The 18,410-nt window shown below is 74.4% G+C and carries 15 protein-coding genes; 4 read left to right on the forward strand and 11 right to left on the reverse strand.

What is annotated here, in order from left to right; all coding sequences use genetic code 11:
* Positions 1-49: 49 nt before the first annotated feature.
* The 5 genes from OHA99_RS04970 to OHA99_RS04990 all read right to left on the reverse strand — a co-directional run bounded on the left by OHA99_RS04970 (position 50) and on the right by OHA99_RS04990 (position 7,138).
* A complete protein-coding gene (locus OHA99_RS04970) occupies positions 50-1,858 on the reverse strand; it encodes a DUF2201 family putative metallopeptidase (RefSeq protein ID WP_153177046.1) in 1,809 nt (602 codons plus the stop codon).
* The gene (locus OHA99_RS04975; protein WP_366471329.1) at positions 1,855-2,916 is read right to left on the reverse strand and encodes a MoxR family ATPase; all 1,062 of its coding nucleotides are present in this window, start codon (positions 2,914-2,916) and stop codon (positions 1,855-1,857) included. The genes OHA99_RS04970 and OHA99_RS04975 overlap by 4 nt, the downstream gene beginning before the upstream one ends.
* 80 nt (positions 2,917-2,996) lie before the next feature.
* Entirely contained in the window at positions 2,997-4,397 is a 1,401-nt protein-coding gene (locus OHA99_RS04980) for an amino acid permease (RefSeq protein ID WP_366471328.1), read from the reverse strand.
* 81 nt (positions 4,398-4,478) lie between these two features.
* Positions 4,479-6,620, reverse strand: coding sequence for a phage holin family protein (locus tag OHA99_RS04985; RefSeq protein WP_228126057.1), 2,142 nt, complete (start codon positions 6,618-6,620; stop codon positions 4,479-4,481).
* A gap of 116 nt (positions 6,621-6,736) precedes the next feature.
* Positions 6,737-7,138, reverse strand: a complete 402-nt coding sequence (locus OHA99_RS04990; protein ID WP_007445582.1) for a hypothetical protein — start codon at positions 7,136-7,138, stop codon at positions 6,737-6,739.
* Between the two features lie 94 nt (positions 7,139-7,232).
* Between OHA99_RS04990 and OHA99_RS04995 the strand changes: the two genes are divergently transcribed.
* Entirely contained in the window at positions 7,233-8,006 is a 774-nt protein-coding gene (locus tag OHA99_RS04995; RefSeq protein WP_165684068.1) for an MBL fold metallo-hydrolase, read from the forward strand.
* Positions 8,003-8,629, forward strand: a complete 627-nt coding sequence (locus tag OHA99_RS05000; protein ID WP_087788867.1) for a DedA family protein — start codon at positions 8,003-8,005, stop codon at positions 8,627-8,629. The genes OHA99_RS04995 and OHA99_RS05000 overlap by 4 nt, the downstream gene beginning before the upstream one ends.
* A 38-nt stretch (positions 8,630-8,667) precedes the next feature.
* Here the strand turns inward: OHA99_RS05000 and OHA99_RS05005 are convergent, their stop codons facing one another.
* The 6 genes from OHA99_RS05005 to OHA99_RS05030 all read right to left on the reverse strand — a co-directional run bounded on the left by OHA99_RS05005 (position 8,668) and on the right by OHA99_RS05030 (position 17,155).
* On the reverse strand, positions 8,668-9,714 hold the full coding sequence (locus OHA99_RS05005; protein ID WP_153177050.1) for an MBL fold metallo-hydrolase: 1,047 nt from the start codon (positions 9,712-9,714) through the stop codon (positions 8,668-8,670).
* The gene (locus tag OHA99_RS05010; RefSeq protein WP_405694344.1) at positions 9,711-11,210 is read right to left on the reverse strand and encodes an aminotransferase class I/II-fold pyridoxal phosphate-dependent enzyme; all 1,500 of its coding nucleotides are present in this window, start codon (positions 11,208-11,210) and stop codon (positions 9,711-9,713) included. The genes OHA99_RS05005 and OHA99_RS05010 overlap by 4 nt, the downstream gene beginning before the upstream one ends.
* Positions 11,211-11,703: 493 nt before the next feature.
* A complete protein-coding gene (locus tag OHA99_RS05015; RefSeq protein WP_405694347.1) occupies positions 11,704-12,672 on the reverse strand; it encodes a hypothetical protein in 969 nt (322 codons plus the stop codon).
* 139 nt (positions 12,673-12,811) lie between these two features.
* Positions 12,812-13,612 carry an RNA polymerase sigma factor SigF gene (locus OHA99_RS05020; protein ID WP_153177052.1) on the reverse strand — a complete coding sequence of 267 codons (801 nt, stop codon included), beginning with the start codon at positions 13,610-13,612 and terminating at the stop codon, positions 12,812-12,814.
* A 654-nt stretch (positions 13,613-14,266) separates the two neighbouring features.
* Positions 14,267-14,695 carry a helix-turn-helix transcriptional regulator gene (locus OHA99_RS05025; RefSeq protein ID WP_054101965.1) on the reverse strand — a complete coding sequence of 143 codons (429 nt, stop codon included), beginning with the start codon at positions 14,693-14,695 and terminating at the stop codon, positions 14,267-14,269.
* 69 nt (positions 14,696-14,764) lie between these two features.
* Positions 14,765-17,155, reverse strand: a complete 2,391-nt coding sequence (locus OHA99_RS05030) for an excinuclease ABC subunit UvrA (protein ID WP_165684072.1) — start codon at positions 17,153-17,155, stop codon at positions 14,765-14,767.
* 205 nt (positions 17,156-17,360) lie between these two features.
* On the opposite strand from OHA99_RS05030, the gene OHA99_RS05035 reads away from it, so the two are divergent.
* The gene (locus OHA99_RS05035; protein ID WP_164381940.1) at positions 17,361-17,759 is read left to right on the forward strand and encodes a DUF2795 domain-containing protein; all 399 of its coding nucleotides are present in this window, start codon (positions 17,361-17,363) and stop codon (positions 17,757-17,759) included.
* 20 nt (positions 17,760-17,779) lie between these two features.
* Positions 17,780-18,322 (forward strand): type 1 glutamine amidotransferase domain-containing protein, encoded by a 543-nt coding sequence (locus OHA99_RS05040; protein WP_108988864.1) that lies wholly within the window; start codon positions 17,780-17,782, stop codon positions 18,320-18,322.
* Positions 18,323-18,410 lie beyond the last annotated feature (88 nt).

Below are 18,410 nucleotides of genomic sequence, written 5' to 3' on the forward strand. Positions count from 1 at the left end.
TGGTAGCCCGTGTGTCCGGGTTCCCGCCCCCATCCGATCACACTCCGGCTCAGCTCACCCGGAAGACCGGCCCTCGGGCGGTGAACGGCAGCCGCGCGCCCTGCGGAATCAGGTAGGCGTGCTCGCGCCGCACCCGCAGGACGTCGCACCAGCCGTCGGTGACGACGAGGACGGGCGCGGTGGGCGGGAAGTCCTCGGCGCGCAGCAGCAGGTCGATGCCGGGCTGGAGAACGGTGCCGCCCCGGCCGTGCACCCGCACCCTCCCGGCGACGTCCGTCACCGGGAGGTACCCGGCGTCGTGCGGCGCGGCGTCGCAGAACACGACGCGGGCGGCGGGCACGTCGCGGGCCTCGGCGTAGGAGGCGATCGCGCCGAGCGCCTTGCCGAGCAGGGTCCGGTCCATGGAGCCGGAGGTGTCCAGGACGACGCCGAAGGTGCAGCGGGCGATCTCCTCCGGGGGGAAGTACCGCCCGGCGCGCGGGATGCCGGGGGTGGCGGCCTGGCGCCGGGAGGGGCGGGCGTAGGTCCGTACGGGCTCGGGGCGGGGCACGAACTCGTCGAACCAGCGGGCGAGCCGGGCGTCCCAGGGCAGCGGCGGGTGGCTGAGGACGCGGATCTCCTGGACCAGGCCGGCGGGCAGGTATCCGCGTTCCTGCTGCTGGTGCAGGTCGAAGCCCTGGGTCAGGCCTCGGCGGTAGAAGCCGTCGAGGTCGACGTGGTCGCGGGGTGGGCCCAGCGGGCCGCCGAGGACGTCGCCGACGCCCTTGCCGCGCGGGGTGGACAGGCGGCGCATGCGGCGCAGGTCTCCGGCGATGCGGTCGTAGACCTCCTCGGCGGAGAGCCCGGCCAGCTCCGGGTCGTGCAGCAGGCCTTCGGGCATGGTGCCGACCTGCATCTCGACGAGCCAGCCGTTGATGACGTAGTCGCAGGCGACGTTGAAGAGGTACGGGTCGCGGGTGCCGCAGCGGTCGCCGTGGCGCAGGGCGGCGTGCAGCATCTCGTGGGCCAGGATGAAGCGCCATTCCTCGTCGTCGTAGCGGCGCAGGGGGTTGACGTAGATCTCCCCCGCCTCGGCGTTGACGGCGGCGACGGAGATGCCGTGGGCGCGGGCCAGTTCGGCGTCGGCGACGAGGGTGATGCCCGACGCGATGCCGCCGAGGAGGGGGTAGGAGGAGACGAACCAGCTCAGGGCCCGCTGCCAGGGCTGGAGCCGGGTGGGGCCACCGAGCATGGCGTCGCGGCGGCCGCCCGCGAGGTCGAGGGCGGTGGACATGGTGCGGGTCAGGGCGTGGGCGAAGGCCAGTTGCCAGTCGGGTACCTGGAGGTTCCAGCCGTCCCAGGGGACGAGCAGCTGGTCGGGGTCGCCGCCCGCGGTGCCGCAGTGCTCGTAGGCGGCGGGGACGCCGCCCTCGCGGCGCCAGGCGGCGGCGATGCGCTCCTCGTCGCCGTCGGGGTACGTCGGCGGCAGGTGGTCCGGGGTGCGGCCGACCGGGAAGGTCAGGAGGAAGCGGTTGACGACGGTGCAGCGGGCGGCGAGGTCGTAGCGGTCGGGCTGGACGCGCTCGCCGTTGGCTGCGGGGACGTGACCGAAGCCGAGGTGGATCAGGGCGTGGGCGATGGCCCAGGCCCAGTCGGCGGGTTCGGCGTGGCGGGTGGGGTTCAGGTGGACCCGGCCGTTGGAGCTGACGCGGGCGAGCCCCTGCCGGGGCGCGACCTCGCACTCCTCCTCCCGGCAGAGCTTGACCTCCATGGCCGCGAGGGCCGGGTTGGCCCACACCAGCTGCACGCCCTTGGCGCAGTCCTCGGCGGCCGGGTCCTTCTTCTTCTGCTGCTGCTTCTGCCTGCGGGTGCGGCTCATCGGCGGGCCTCCACCAGCCGGGGCATGTCGCGGGCGGCCTCGACCAGGAACCAGGCGGGCAGCAGCGGGTTGCCGTCGGCGTCGGAGGCGATGACGCTCTGGGCGACCTCGACGGAGATCTCGGCGAGCTGCACGAGCAGCGACTTGGCGCGGTAGGCGGTCTGGCGGCCGTTCGCCGACATGTGCTCCTTGCTCGCGGGCAGTTCCTTGACCAGGCGGCCCCGGAAGGACTCGGCGAGGTAGTAGAGGAGATCGCGGTCCTCGAGGCGGCTGGGCCAGCGGGCCTCGCCCTTGAGGATCGCCTCGATGCCGAAGCGGCTGCGGACGATCTTGACGTATCCGCAGAAGGCGGTCGCGTGGGCCGGGGTGAGCGTGCCGTGCGCGAGGACCTTCAGGGTCTCCTCGTCGAGGTCCCGGCCGAAGGAGTGCAGGGCGTCGGAGAGCATGTGCCAGGAGCGCGGGGTGGAGAACGGCTCCTCCGTCTTGGGCGGCTTGGACCACAGGTGGTCGGGGCGGTCGGTGAGGTGGTCGGTGATCCACGGGTGGATGCCGTGCTCACCGGCCCACACCAGCCAGTCCTTCGCGGAGGCATCCAGGTGGACGTGGGTGAGGCGGTTGACCAGCGCGGAGGCGATGGGGCGGGCCAGCGCGTTGTCGGTGGCACGGTTTCCGGCGCCGATGACGAGGGAGCCCTTGGGGAGTTCGTAGTTCCCGATGCGGCGGTCGAGGATGAGGGAGTAGAACGCCTTCTGCACGTCCGGGGTGGCCGCGTTCAGCTCGTCCAGGAAGAGGCAGTACGGCTCGTCGCGGGCGATGGCCTCCGGCGGGCAGAACACCGACCGGCCGTCCCGGATCTGCGGGACGCCGATCAGGTCCTCGGGCGCGAGCTGGGTGCCGAGCAGGCTCACGCACTCCAGGCCCAGCGAGTCGGCGAAGTTCCTCACCAGGGAGGACTTGCCGATGCCGGGTGCGCCCCACAGGAACACCGGCCGCACGGTGGCGAGGCCGAGCAGCAGTTCCGGGAGGCGGGCGGGAGTGACGGTGACGGCTGCCTGCACGCAGGGGCTCCTTGGCGGGAGAGGGGGTCGGGAGGTGACCGGCCCAGTGTGCGTGCCTCCCGGGCCCCCGCGCAGCCGAATTACGGTGCGGTGGGCCCCTCCGCGCGGCGCCTGCGGGCCGCCATCACCGCGTACACGAGCACACCCGCGAAGAGGAACAGCACGCCCTGGTAGACCGCCGCGTATCCCGCGCCCGCGACCAGCCACAGCGAGAACGCCGCCGCGACCGACGCGACGACGCCGTCCCTGACCAGGCGCGCCCGGTCGACCTTCTCGCCCTGCCCGGAGACCAGGTGGAAGAGCTGGGCGGCCGTGGCCAGCAGGTAGGGCACGGTCGCCGTGAAGGTGGTGACGAGGACCAGGACCTCGAAGACCCTGGCCGAGCCGGACGTGTAGTTGTAGACGGTGAGCAGCGAGGCGAGGACGACGGTGACGCCGACGCCGACGGTGGGCACCCCGCGCCGCTTGCGCGCGAAGGCGGCCGGGAAGAGGCCGTCCTTGGCCGCCGCGTACGGGGTCTGGGCGCTGAGCAGGGTCCAGCCGTTGAGGCAGCCGGTCATCGAGACCAGCGCGGCCAGCGCGACGGCCCAGCCGCCCCAGGCGCCGCCGAACATGGCGTTCACGGCGTCCGAGAAGGGCGCCGAGGAGGTGACCAGGCGGTCGTGGGCGACGGTGCCGAAGACCGCGAGGGTGCCGAGGAGGTAGACGAGGGCGGCGCCCGCGGTGCCGATGACGGTGGCCCGGCCGACCGTGCGGCGGGGGTCCTTGACCTCGCCGGCGCTGACGGCGGCGGACTCCACGCCCAGGTAGGAGAAGAGCAGGATCGCGGCGGCGGCGGACACCGCGCCGATGCCGCTGGAGCCGCTCGCGTTGAACGGGCCGAGGTTGTCCGGGTCGAAGAAGAACAGCCCGCCGACCGCGACGAGCAGCAGCGGCGCGAACTTCAGCACGGTGGAGATCAGCTGGACGGCGCCGACCCAGCGGGTGCCGGCGAAGTTGGCGAGGGCGGGCAGCCACTGGATGACGAGGGCCGCCAGGCACGCGGTCCAGCGGTGGTCGTTCACCGGGATCAGGACGTCGAGGTAGCCGACGGCGGCGACGGCGAGGGCCGCGTTGGACACCCAGGTGGTGATCCAGTACGCCCAGGCGGCGAGGAAACCGGCGAAGTCGCCGAAGGCGCCGCGGGCGTAGACGTAGGGGCCGCCGGTGCGCGGGTCGCGGGCGGCGAGGCGGCCGAAGACCAGGGCGAGCGCGATCGCGCCGACGGTCAGGACGCCGAAGGCGAGCAGGCTGATGGTGCCGAAGGGGGCGACGGAGGCCGGGAGCAGGAAGATGCCGCCGCCGATGATGTTGCCCATGACCAGGGCGGTGGCGACGGGGAGCCCGAAGCGGCGGGCGTGCCGGGTGCTGTCGGATGCGGGGGCCGCAGTGGTCTCCCGCGGTTCCGGAGCCGGTGGGGGGACGGTCCCGGTGGCGTGCATGGGGTGGTGCGCCTCTCATGGAACGGGGCCCGGGATCGCCGGACCGGCTCATGGTCCGGCACAGTCCCGCTTCGCTCCAAATCAGGCGCTTTTGTCCTGCACGAACCCGTCCGCCACGGGAAAGGGTGCGCCTTCGACGACCTTCGGCCGTGGATCCTCCGCCCCCACCGGCACCTGGGGACCGTTCGACTCGCGCAGCCAGTGGCGGAGCACCCGGTGGACCTGCTCGGCGCCGACGATCTCCTCACCCTGGCCGGCCGGCGCGGACAGCACGGTCGGTGACAGCAGGAAGGCGCGCGACTGGGCACCGCCGAGTCCGCCGTGGGAGCCGATCTGCTCCTCGAAGGCGAGGACCTCGCCGTCGGCCGGGTCGTGGAAGGAGTTGACCATGATGTCGGCGGTGTGCGGGAAGGAGTGGGTGCGGCGTACGGCGTCGGCGGCGCCGGGGCCGAAGGGCGCGAGCGGCCCGGGGTCCTCGTCCAGCCGGTCCAGGGGCACCTCGGCGCCGCGCGCGCCGAGCACGACCCCGCCGTGCCTCTCGCTGCGCACCAGCAGGAAGCCGATGCCGGGGTGGTTGGCGAGGGTCGTCAGCAGCGCGGGGTGGCGGGCGTCGATCTCCTCCCGGGTCATCCGGTGCGGGACGTCCGGGAAGGAGACCAGACCGAGGTTGCCGGAGGCCAGCACGATCGGCTCGGAGCGGCGCCCGGTGGGGGTGTCGGCGGGCCGCTGCTGTTCGGCGCCCTCCTCGACGGGTCGGTGCAGGGCGGCCCGTACGGTGTTGCGCGCCTCGGCGCCGCTGCGGGTGCGCCGGGCGCTGCGCGGCACGGCCAGCCCGCAGCCGGCCCGCACCAGGTCGGCGAGGGTCAGCCCGTAGCGGGCGCGGAAGGTCTCGCCCGGGCTCTGGCCGTGGTCGGACAGGACCACGATCCGGTACGGGCGGGGGGCGTGCTCGACGACGTTCCCGATCAGCGCGAGGGCCCGGTCGAGCCGCCCGAGGACCTTGGCGGCGTCCCGGCTGCCGGGCCCGGAGTGGTGCGCGACCTCGTCGTAGGCCACCAGGTCGGCGTAGACGGAGGTGCGGCCGGCGAGCATGTCGCCCATCACCGCGGCGACGACGACGTCGCGCTCGACGACGGTCGCGAAGGCGCGGACGAAGGGATAGAGACCGCCGCGGGAGACACGCGGGCGGACCTTGTGCAGGCGGGCGCGGGTCGACTGGCCGATCTCCCGGCACACCTCGGCGACGAAGGACATCGCGGTGCGCACGGCGTTGGCCGGGTCGGAGAAGTAGGCGAAGTAGCCGGCCCGGGAGCGGGTCTCGCGGCTGCGGCGGCGGGTGGCTATGGACAGCACGAGGGCCTGTTCGTCGGCGCCGCCGCCGAACAGGTTGCCGCGGCTGGCGCCGTCGAGGCTGAGCAGTCCGGCGTCGCCGGTGCGCCGGACGGCGCGGTACTGGAGTTCGGCGGCGCTGGTCGGGCGGTTGCTGACCATGACCTCGCCGCTGTCCTTCTCGTACCAGCGGAAGGCGGGGACGTCGTGGTTGCTGCCGTGCAGGATGCCGAGCTGGCTGGCGCCGGTCTGGCTGGACCAGTCGGTGCGCCACGGGTCGAGCCGGTGGGTGGCGGAGGCGCCGTCGCGGCCGAGCCAGCGGGCGACGGTGGGCATGGCGCCGCCGTCGACCGCGTCGAGCAGGACGTCGTGACCGACGCCGTCCAGTTGCAGGAAGACGGTGCCGGGCCCGGCCGGGCAGGGCGGCCCGGATCTGCGGCGGCGGTCGGCGAGACGGTAGAGGCGGCGGCGGTAGGCGTCGTCGTCGCGCACGGCCAGGGCCCCGCCGGTGGCGGAGGCGACGGCGGACATGACGGCGGCCACCACGACCGCCGTCTCGGGGGCGACGCCACCGCGCCCGGCCGGGTTCACGTCGATCGCGAGGAGCAGCAGCCCGCCGTTGAGGAAGAAGACCAGCAGGCCGAGGACGAGGGCGGGCACCAGGAGCAGCAGGCGGACCATGAGCGGCCAGACCAGGGCGGAGAGCAGACCGAAGGCGCCGGCACCGACCGCGGCGGTCATGGCGATGTCGGTCGCGCTGTCGCCGTCGGGCGACTGGAGCCGGAAGTCCGGCAGGATCCCGGCGAGCACGAGCATCGTGAGGGTGGACACGGCCCACACCGCGACACTCCGCCCGATCTGACTGGCGACCCGGCGCCAACGGCCTCCGCTCACGTCCTGCACACCTCACGTCCCCGGCCCGTCGTCCGTGCGGGCCGTCCCCACCCTGCCACAACGCTCGGGAGTCCCCGTTTGTCCCCCCGGGTCCGGTTCACACCCCCGGGCGGCGGTCAGCGGCCGTCGTACCCGGCCGTCGGCATGGACAGCCTGCGGTGCACGCAGGCCTTCATCCGGGCGTCGTACGACGGTTCGGCGTGGCCCACGGTCTCGACGCGGACGCCGCGCCGCGCGCACTCCGCGGTGAAGTCGTCGACGGAGGACAGCGCGCTCTCCAGCACCCGGCGGCTGGGTGCCACGAACAGGTCGTGCCCGGGGCGCACCCCGTCCCACAGGGCGCCGTGGTCGTGCCGCAGACGGCGCACCAGGAGCTGCCGGGCGACGACGTAGCCGTGCTCGGCGGCCCAGCGGGCGCACATGGCGTGCTGGCTGCGGGAGTCGACCAGGAAGGGGTCGTCGTCCAGCTGTTCCAGTGGCGTCAGACTCGCGATCGCCGTCACCCGCACCGGCCCCATGGTGTCCCCCCTCACCTCCTGTCACCTCCCGTTTTCGCCGCCGACCCTACTCCTGGACGTAGGCTTCGGGGAGTCGCGCGAAGGAGGCAAAGAGGTGCCGGTGGAGCTCACGTGGTGGGGTCATGCCACCTGCACGGTCGAGGACTCGGACGTCCGCGTGCTCACCGATCCCCTGTTCGCACGCCGGCTCGCCCACCTGCGCCGCAGGCGGGGTGCGGTGCCGCCGCCGGACGCCTGGCGGGCGGACGTGGCCCTGGTGTCCCACCTGCACGCCGACCACCTGCATGTGCCGTCGCTCGCGCGGCTCGCGCCGGGCACGCGCCTGCTCGTGCCCCGGGGCGCACTCCGGGCGGTGCCGGGGCTGCGCCGGCTCGGGCACCTGGAGCTGACCGAGGTGGCGCCGGGCGACGAGACGGCCGTCGGCGACCTGCGGATACGGGCGGTGCCGGCGCGGCACGACGGGCGGCGGCTGCCGGTCGGACGGCACCGCGCCCCCGCTCTCGGGTATGTCGTCGAGGGCGAGGCGCGGACGTACTTCGCCGGGGACACCGGTCTGTTCGACGGCATGGAGAAGGAGGTCGGGCCGGTCGACGCGGCGCTGCTGCCGGTCGGCGGCTGGGGCCCCTACCTGGGTGCGGAGCACCTGGACGCGGGGCGGGCGGCCGAGGCGCTGACCCGGCTGGCGCCGCGCACGGCGGTGCCGGTGCACTACGGCACGTACTGGCCGATCGGGATGGACGCCGTGCGCCCCCACGAGTTCCACACGCCGGGCCAGGAGTTCGTGCGCCTGTCGGCGCTGCGCGCGCCGGGGGTGACGGTGCACCGGCTGGGGCACGGCGAGCGTGTACGGGTGGAGGTCGCGCGGTGAGCTGGCTGGGGGCCGCGACGCTGGACATACCGACGGAGCCGACGCAGCAGGCGCTCGGCTATCCCTCGCTGTTCCTGCTGGTGTTGATCGGGGCGCTGGTGCCGGTGGTGCCGACGGGCGCGCTGGTCAGTTCGGCGGCGGTGGTGGCGATGCACCAGACGCTGCCGTTCGCCATGCTGATGGTGTTCGCGACGGCGTCGCTGGCCGCGTTCTGCGGGGACATGGCGCTGTACTGGCTGGGCCGGCGCGGGGTCGGCTCGAAGAACGGCTCGCGCTGGCTGGAGGCGATCCGGTCCCGGGCGCCGGAGGACCGTCTCGAGCAGGCGCAGGAGAAACTCGCCGAGCACGACGTGGCGGTCCTGGTGCTGTCCCGGCTGGTGCCGGCCGGCCGGATCCCGGTGATGCTGGCCTGTCTGCTGGCGAAGTGGCCGCTGCGCCGCTTCGCCCGGGGCAATCTGCCGGCCTGCCTGGCCTGGGCGGCGACGTACCAGCTGATCGGCGTCCTCAGCGGCGCCCTGTTCAGCAAGCCGTGGGAGGGCGTGGCCGCGGCGATCGCGCTCACCGTGCTGGTCAGCGTGGCACCGGGGGTGTGGCGGCGGCTGCGGGGGCCGGCGAAGGCGTAGGTAGGTGGAGGTGGCCCGACGGGGGCGGGCCGGGGGCGCTATTCCAGCACGCGGGAGCCGCCGACCGGCAGGTCCCAGAGGCGTTCGCGGGGCAGGCCCGCCTGCTGCCAGGCGTCGCGTACCCGGGTGAGGGGCTCCAGTACCGGTTCCGCGGAGAGCACGAACGTGCCCCAGTGCATCGGCGCCATGTGGCGCGCGCCGACGTCCCGGGCGGCCCGTACCGCCTCCTCCGGGTCGCAGTGCACGTCGCTGAGCCACCAGCGGGGGTCGTAGGCGCCGATGGGGAGCAGGGCGAGGTCGATGCCGGGGTAGCGGCGGCCGATCCGGGTGAACCAGTGGCCGTATCCCGTGTCGCCGGCGAAGTAGACGCGCCGGCCGTCGGGGTCGGTGAGCACCCAGCCGCCCCACAGGGTGCGGCAGGTGTCGGTGAGGCTGCGCTTGGACCAGTGGTGGGCGGGGACGAAGTCGAACCGGACCCCGTTCAGCTCGGTCGCCTCCCACCAGTCCAGCTCGGTGACGTGGGTGAAGCGGCGACGGTGGAACCAGCGGCCGAGCCCGGCGGGGACGAGTACGGGGGTGTCGCGCGGGAGCCTGCGCAGGGTGGGGGCGTCCAGGTGGTCGTAGTGGTTGTGGCTGATGAGGACGGCGTCGACGCGGGGCAGGTCGCTCCAGGCGACGCCGACGGGCGTGATCCGGGCCGGGGTGCCGAGGATCCGGCGGGACCAGACCGGGTCGGTGAGCACGGTGAGGCCGCCGATCCGGACCACCCAGCTGGCGTGTCCGGCCCAGGTGACGGCGACGGTGCGCGCGTCCACGCGGGGCAGTGGGCCGGGGGCGCAGGGCAGCCGCGGGATGTCCGCGAGTCCGGCGGGGCCGGGTCTCACCGCGCCCTCGCGGGCGAATCTGGCGAGGGCCTTCAGGCCGGGCAGCGGCGCGGTCAGCCGGTCGTGGAAGGTCCGCGGCCACACACGGTGCTCCGCGGGCGGGCGGGGTGCGGCCAGCGGCGGGTGGGCGGGGGCCGTGCCGGCGTCCTCGGCGGAGGCGGACGTGGGGGTGCTCGTGGTCGACCGGGGCTGGTGCGTCATCGAGGGGGCTCCCATCGCTGAGCGTCGCGGAGACCGTCGAAGACCGACTTCAGGCCGGTCAACGCGCGCTGCACGTGTGGCAGTTCCAACGGGTCCGAGGACAGCAGGCATTCCGCCCGCCGCTCGTCCGTGCCCGCGTCGAGCAGGGGACCGGTGGCGAGCCGGACGCGCAGGGCGGGCAGGTCGTCGCCGAAGCGGTGGCCGCCGGGGGCGGGCATGCCGAGCCGTGCGGTGAGGAAGTCCTCCAGTTCCTGGGCGTCGCCGACGCCCTCGGCGCCGAGGGCGTCGCGCAGCGGGCCGAGGTCGGCGTACAGGTGGCGGCCGGCCTGCGGGGGCCGGGCGGTGGCGCCCGCGGCGACGACGGCCGCGTGCGCGGCGGCGGCCACGCGCGCGTGCAGGCGTACGGCGGCCGCCCGGCGGGCGGTGACCGGCTCGGGTTCGTCGAGCGCGTACCCGGCCGCGGCGGCGACGGGCGCGGCGACGCGGGCGCCGAGCGCGGTGAGCACGTCGAGCACGCGCGCGTGCAGGCCGTTCCCGGCGGCGGAGGCCGGGAAGCGGGCGACCGCGGCCGGCCAGGCGGGCGGGAGCAGCGCCCCGGCCAGGTCGGTGACGACGGTGACCCGTTCCGGCAGCATCTCGGCGGGGCTGAGGACCACGGTGGCGTGCGGGTCGTGCAGGGTGTCGCGCCAGGTCTCGTCGCTGACCAGGTGCAGCCCCTCGGCCGCGGCGGCCTCGACGGTCTCGTGCAGCAGCTCGGGCGGCGCGACGGTGCCGGTCGGGTCGTCGGCGACGGACAGCACGAGCAGACGGGGATCGCCGCCCTCGGCGCGGACCCGGCGGACGGTCTCCAGGAGCGCGTACGGGTCGGGCACGCCTCCTGACTCGGCCGGCGTCGGTACGTGGAAGACGGGCCTGCCCAGCAGTCGTGCGTACGGTGCCCACCAGGCGGCGCACGGACGGGGCACCAGGACGTCGCCGCCCAGCGCGGCGGTCAGCGCGAGCAGCAGGGCGCCCGCGCCGGGGGCGGCGGCCAGATGACCGGGCCCGGTGGTCAGACCCCGCCGGTCCCAGTAGCCGCTCGCCGCCTCCAGGAGGGCGGGGGCTCCGCCGGCCGGTTCCCCGCGCGCCCGGCCCGCGGCGGCGGCGAGCACGGCGGCCAGCTCGGGCAGCACGGGCAGCCCGTCCTCGGGAAAGTGCGGACCGTAACGAACGGGCCCGTGCCCGGCAGGCCCGGCCCCCGGATCGGCGCGTCCGGACCCTGGATCGGCGGACCCCGACCCCGAACGGGCGCGCCCGGACCCCGACCCCGAGTCCGCACGTCCCGACCCCGAGCCGACGGCCCCCGGACCCGAGTCCGCACGTCCCGACCCCGAGCCGGCACGCCCGAACCCCGAATCCGCAGGCTCGGACCCCCGGTCAGCCGGGCCAGCCCCCGAGCCGACACGTCCGGACCGCGAGTCCGCAGGCTCGGACCCCCGGCCAGCGCCAGCCCCCAAACCGGCACGCCCGGACCCCGAGTCCGCAAGCTCAGACCCCCGGCCAGCGCCAGCCCCCAAACCAGCACATCCGGACCCCGAGTCCGCAAGCTCAGACCCCCGGCCAGCGCCAGCCCCCAAACCAGCACATCCGGACCGCGAGTCCGCAGGCTCAGACCCCGGGCCGGCCGGGCCAGCCCCCGAGCCGGCGCGCCCGCCCCCTGGGTCCGCGGCTCCAACCCCCGGGGCGGCGCGGCCTGCGGGGCCCCGGCCCCCTGACCCGGTGGCCGAGCCCTCCGGCCCCGCTGCCGAGCCGTGCGGAGCCGTGGCCGGGCCTTCGGGGTCCGTGCGCCGCATGCGTGCCTCCGCGCCTTTGTGCCGCCTGTCCGTGCCGCGCCCTGTTGCTCGCTCGTGTGCTCGCTCGTGCTCGTTGGTCCCAGTACCCACCGTGCCGCCCCGCCATGGCTGCGACTCCGGTTGCGCGCGTCACAGCCGGGCCGGGCGCCGCGCGGGGTCAGCGCTCGCCGTCCTCCCCGCGCAGGCGCAACCGCAGCCGGTGCGCGGCCGCTCCGCAGGCGCCCGCGATCAGGACACCGCCGGCGACCAGAGCGGTCATCGAGCCGCCGAAGGCCCCTCCGGTGCCCGCCTGCACCCCGTGCTCGGCCGTCGTCGCGCCGCCGCAGGGCTTGGCCCACGTCGCGGACCCGCCGTGCGCGGCGGTGGGTTCGGGGCACGCGGACTTGGTGCTGGGCGCGCAGGGCGTGCCGCGCGTGGCGGCCCCCGCGCCCGGAGCGGCGGATTCCCGGCACCCCGGCTGGGCGGCACCGGCACCGGCACCGGCACCCGCGTCCGTACCGCTCTCCCCCGGCACACTCATCGTCGTGCTCCACGGGTCGCCGCCCTCGCCGCCGGACGCGTCCGGGCAGGCACCGTCGACGGTCCAGGCATCCGCGGGGTCCGCTGCGTCCCCTGGGACCGCTGCGTCTCCGGGGGCCTCGGCGTCTCCGGCGTCTTCCGGGTCCGCCGGGGCCGGCTCCGGCGCTCCGGCGGCGGCTATGCGCGCGGTGCCGCGGTAGGTCGGCCCGGACGCCGTCCCCCCGTCGTCCGCCACCTTGCGCAGCGCGACGGTGCCCTCCTCGAAGGCCGCCGAGGTGGCGTCGAGGCTCGGGGGCGCGGACCCGCCGGTCGGGCCGCACGAGACCGAGACGGTGACGGTGTCACCGGGGGCGGCGTCCGCCGGACTGACCCGCGCGGCGGGCTGCCCGCCGAGCGGCGGGACGGCCTCCTCGGCGGACGGCGGAGGCACGGCGGCCGGGTCGTCGGCGGCCGGGTCGTCGGCGGACGGCGGGGCCACCGGTTCCCCGGCCCCCGTGCCGACGGGGGGCGACGGGACGCCCGGGTCGGCCGCGCCGACTCCCGCGCAGACGCCGAGGGCGGCACTGGCCAGGACGGCGACGGACAGGGCGCGGGCGGTGCGGCGCATGGGGCGGGCTCCTTCGAGCGACGGCTGCGGGGGCACGGCACTCGCGCCCCTCGGCCATCACAGCCCGTCCGGCACGGGGACGCCCGTCACCGTGCGCCGTTCGCGCGAACCGGGGGTCCGGGCGGGTGAGCCCGAGGTTTCACGCCCCCGGACCCGGCTCCCGCAGGACCTGCTCCCGCACCCGGTCGCAGCAGCGGGTGATCAGCCGGGAGACGTGCATCTGGGAGATGCCGAGTTGCTCGGCGATGCGGCTCTGCGTCATGTCGTCGAAGAACCGCATGTAGAGGATGGCGCGTTCACGCGGCGGCAGCGCGGCCAGCCGGTCCTTGACGGCCTCGCGGTCGACGACCGTGTCCAGGGCCGGGTCGGGGGCGCCGAGCGCGTCGCCCAGCGAGTAGCCGTCCTCGCTGCCGGGGAGTTCGGCGTCCAGGGACAGGGCCGTGAAGCTCTCCAGCGCCTCGAGACCGGTGCGGACGTCGTCCTCGCTCAGGTCGGCGTGCTCGGCGATCTCGGCGACGGTGGGCCTGCGGCCCGGGATGGTCTGGGCCAGGTCCTGGCCGGCGAAGCGCACGCGGTTGCGCAGTTCCTGGACCCGGCGCGGTACGTGCAGGGTCCACATGTGGTCGCGGAAGTGGCGCTTGATCTCGCCGGTGATGGTCGGCACGGCGTAGCTCTCGAAGGCGTTGCCGCGCTCGGGGTCGTAGCGGTCGACGGCCTTGACCAGGCCGAGGGACGCGACCTGACGCAGGTCCTCGTAGCTCTCGCCGCGGCTGCGGAACCGTCCCGCGAGCCGTTCGGCCATGGGCAGCCACGCCTCGACGATCCGGTCGCGGACCGCGTCGCGCTCGGGACCGTCGGGAAGGGTGGAGAGCCGACGGAACGCGTCGGCCGTGTCGGGGGCGTCGTCGTGCGGGTGCTTCACACTGGCGTGGATCGGCATGGTGCGTCGCAACTCCCTCGGAGTGCGGGGTCCCGCCGTCGCGCCGGACGGCAGTCCGGTCGGTGCGGTCCGCACAGGAGGCGACCGGGAGGCGGGCGGCCTCCGGCTCGCGATGCGGCCGGCACCGTTACGACGACGCGGCCCTGGGGTCGGGCGGTCACCGTGGGAGGATGTCCGGCTCCCCTCGGACGCGTCCGAGGCGGCGTGGCGCCGCTCCCACGGACGTGCCTCCTGTCCGAAGCACTGAACTTGCGCCTGCCCCCTGGCTCCCACGGCAAACACCCGGATCCTCGGTCCACGCGCGGCTTCTTGAAGCGCAGCGTGCTGCCGGCCGGGGCACGGAAGGCGCAGTCGTGGACGCCGTAGGGCGACGTCGTCGGTGCCGAGGACGACGCCGTGCGGGTGCCCCTTGGCCGGCAGCCCGGCCGTCGCCTCCCTGTCGGCGGCCGAGGCCTTGGGGTCCGCCGGCGGGGGTTCGAGGACGAGGTCGACGTCGGGCCGGGCCGGGCCGGGAAACCGATGGTGGCCCAGCGCATTCCCGCGTGAGCGACGTGGGCGCGACCTCCACGCCGAGCACGTCCCGGTGGAAGGCGAGCGCCTTGTCGTGGTCGTCGACGGCGATGAGGCACTGCGTGAGGCTGATGTCCGTGCGGGTCACGCCACGGACGGTGGCGCGGGCGTCGCTTCTCCGTTCCTGACCGGCCGGGTGTGGACCTTGGCGACGCAGGCCGGGACGGCGGCGCCGTCGGAGTGGTCGCGGTCCCGGTACACGCTGGGGCTCTCGCCGACCAGTTCGGTGAACCGCGAGCTGAACGACCCCAGTGAGGTACAGCCGACCGCGAAGCAGACCTCGGTGACGCTCATGTCGCCGCGCCGCAGCAGCGCCATGGCGCGCTCGATGCGTCGCGTCATCAGGTAGCTGTACGGCGTCTCCCCGTAGGCGGCGCGGAAGCTGCGCGAGAAGTGGCCCGCGGACATGAGGGCGACGCGGGCCAGCGCCGGCACGTCGAGCGGTTCGGCGTACTCGCGGTCCATCAGGTCGCGGGCCCGGCGCAGCCGGGCCAGGTCCTCCAGCGTCGTCACCGGACCACGATCCCACAGCGCCGGCCGCTCCGGGTGGCGTTTCCGGCGCCGTGGACCGCGTCGCCCGGGTCAGGCGCCGACGTAGGCGGCGAGGTGCTCGCCGGTGAGGGTGGAGCGGTCGGCGACGAGGTCGGCGGGGGTGCCCTCGAAGACGATCCGGCCGCCGTCGTGACCGGCGCCGGGGCCGAGGTCGATGATCCAGTCGGCGTGCGCCATGACGGCCTGGTGGTGCTCGATGACGATGACCGACTTGCCGGCGTCGACGAGGCGGTCGAGCAGGCCGAGCAGTTGCTCGACGTCGGCCAGGTGCAGACCGGTGGTCGGCTCGTCGAGGACGTACACCCCGCCCTTCTCGCTCATGTGGGTGGCCAGCTTGAGCCGCTGCCGCTCGCCGCCGGAGAGGGTGGTGAGCGGCTGGCCCAGCGTGAGGTAGCCGAGGCCGACGTCGGAGAGCCGCTGGAGGATCTTGTGCGCGGCCGGCGTGCGTGCCTCCCCGGCGCCGAAGAACTCCTCGGCCCGGTCCACCGACATGGCGAGCACCTCGCTGATGTCCCGGCCGCCGAAGCGGTACTCCAGCACGGAGGGCTGGAACCGCTTGCCCTCGCAGTCCTCGCAGGGGGTGGCGACGCCGGCCATCATCGCCAGGTCGGTGTAGATGACACCGGCGCCGTTGCAGGTGGGGCAGGCGCCCTCGGAGTTGGCGCTGAAGAGGGCCGGCTTCACGTCGTTGGCCTTGGCGAAGGCCTTGCGGATGGGCTCGAGGAGCCCGGTGTACGTCGCGGGGTTGCTGCGCCGCGAGCCCTTGATGGGGCTCTGGTCGACCGATACGACGTCGGCGCCGGCCGGGACCGAGCCGTGGATCAGGGAGCTCTTGCCGGAGCCGGCCACGCCGGTGACCACGCAGAGCACGCCGAGCGGGACGTCGACGTCGACGTCCTGGAGGTTGTGCGTGCTCGCGCCGCGGATCTCCAGGGCGCCGGTGGGCTTGCGGACGGACTCCTTGAGGACGGCCCGGTCGTCGAGGTGGCGGCCGGTGACGGTGTCGGCGGCCCGCAGTTCCTCCACGGTGCCCTCGAAGCAGACGGTGCCGCCGGCGGCTCCGGCGCCGGGGCCGAGGTCGACGACGTGGTCGGCGATCGCGATGGCCTCCGGCTTGTGCTCGACGACGAGGACCGTGTTGCCCTTGTCGCGCAGGCGCAGCAGCAGGTCGTTCATCCGCTGGATGTCGTGCGGGTGCAGTCCGACGGTGGGCTCGTCGAAGACGTACGTGGTGTCGGTGAGCGACGAGCCGAGGTGGCGGATCATCTTGACGCGCTGTGCCTCGCCGCCCGACAGGGTGCCCGCAGGCCGGTCGAGGGAGAGGTAGCCGAGGCCGATCTCCACGAAGGAGTCGAGGGTGTCCCGCAGGGCCGTGAGCAGCGGTGCCACCGAGGGTTCGTCGAGGTCGCGGACCCACTGCGCCAGGTCCCGGATCTCCATCGCGCAGGCGTCGGCGATGCTGATCTTCCTGATCTTCGACGAGCGGGCGCCCTCGCTGAGCCGGGTGCCCTCGCACTCGGGGCAGGTGGTGAAGGTGACGGCCCGCTCCACGAAGGCCCTGATGTGCGGCTGCATGGCCTCCTTGTCCTTGGACAGGAAGGACTTCTGGATCTTCGGGATGAGACCTTCGTAGGTGAGGTTGACGCCGTTGACCTTCACCTTGACCGGTTCGCCGTACAGGAAGTCGTGCAGTTCCTTCTTCGTGTAGCGGCGGATCGGCTTGTCCGGGTCGACGAAGCCGGACTGGGCGTACACCTGCACGGTCCACTGGCTGTCCGACTTCCAGCCGGGAATGGTGAACGCGCCCTCGGAGAGCGACTTGGAGTCGTCGTAGAGCTGGGTGAGGTCGATGTCGGAGACGGTGCCGCGGCCCTCGCAGTGGGTGCACATGCCGCCGGTGCGCTGGAAGGTCGCCTTCACCGCCTTCTTGTTGCCGCGCTCGACGGTGATCGCGCCGCTGGCCCGGACCGAGGCGGTGTTGAAGGAGTAGGCGCTGGGCGGGCCGATGTGCGGCTTGCCGAGGCGGCTGAAGAGGATGCGCAGCATCGCGTTGACGTCGGTGGCGGTGCCGACGGTGGAGCGGGGGTCGGCGCCCATCCGCTGCTGGTCCACGATGATCGCGGTGGTGAGGCCCTCCAGGACGTCGACCTCGGGTCGCGCGAGGGTGGGCATGAAGCCCTGGACGAAGGCGCTGTAGGTCTCGTTGATCAGCCGCTGCGACTCGGCGGCGACGGTGTTGAACACCAGCGAGCTCTTGCCCGAGCCGGAGACTCCGGTGAACACCGTCAGGCGGCGCTTGGGAAGGTCGATGCTGACGTCCTTGAGGTTGTTCTCGCGGGCGCCGTGCACACGGATCAGGTCGTGGCTGTCGGCGGCGTGCGATCCGGGCCCCTGCGTGCCCGGCCTCTTGGCGCTGCTCATCGTGTCTCCATCTGTCGGGGGCTCGGTGGGTGACGCCCTCAGTGCCTCGGTGGTCACACGCTAGAGGGGGCGCGGCGGCCCGCGCTTCTCGATTACTGATCCGCCGCGGATCCGCCGGAAATCGGAATGGACCCGTCCGGGTGAATCCGTGTCGGCCCGCGGTGTCCGGGTACGCGGTCGGCACCCCGAGGATCTGGAGGGAGACATGCAGCGAGGCAGCGACCGGATGAGCGTCCACCGCGACGACGAGATGAAGCATGAACTGCAGGGTCTGCTCAGGTCCGGGCACCCCACCCGCAGCGAGGAGTGGAACGACCCGGAACCTGCCGCCGAGGACGATCCGGACGTCATGTACGGACCCGTCACACCGGGCCGCGGACCGACGTACCTGGAGGCCCTGCGGCTCGAGCTGGCCCGGAACCTGACCCGGGGCAGCTTCCCCGCGGGACCGCGGGAACTGACCCGCACACTGCGCCGCGGCAACGCACCGGACGCCCTCGTCGAGGAGCTGGACCGGCTGCCGCACAAGGCGCGCTACGACAATGTCCAGGAGCTGGCGGTAGCCCTCACCGAGGGCGACCGGCCCGGTCCGCGCGGTACGTGAAGGAAGGGAGCCCGAACTCCATGCGCATCGCATTTCTCACCGCGCCCGAGGGCGTGGAGCAGGTCGAGCTGACCGAGCCGTGGAAGGCGGCGAAGGACGCGGGTCACGAGCCCGTGCTCGTCTCCACGCAGTCCGGGAAGATCCAGGGCTTCGACCACCTCGACAAGGCGGACACGTTCCCCGTCGACGAGGTGGTGGGCGAGACCTCCGCCGACGCGTTCGGCGGTCTCGTCCTGCCCGGCGGAGTGGCCAACCCCGACTTCCTGCGGACCGACGAGAAGGCCGTGGCCTTCGTCAAGGACTTCTTCACGCAGGGCCGGCCGGTGGCCGCCATCTGCCACGCGCCGTGGACGCTCGTCGAGGCGGACGTCGTCCGCGGCCGGACCCTGACCTCGTGGCCCAGCCTGCGGACCGACCTGCGCAACGCCGGCGCCACCTGGGTCGACGAACAGGTCAAGGTCTGCGACGGAGGCAGCAACGTCCTGGTCACCAGCCGCAAGCCGGACGACCTCGAGGCCTTCTGCGCGACCTATCTCGCGGAGTTCGCCAAGGCGGCCGGCTGAGGCGGGCGGGCTGAGGCGGGCGACCGGGCAGGCGGCGGGCGGGCCACCGGCGAGGGATCGCGGGTGGCCCGCCGTCGCGCGTCGCGCT

Origin of the sequence: Streptomyces coelicoflavus (assembly GCF_045041415.1) — a bacterium.
GTDB lineage: Bacteria > Actinomycetota > Actinomycetes > Streptomycetales > Streptomycetaceae > Streptomyces > Streptomyces coelicoflavus.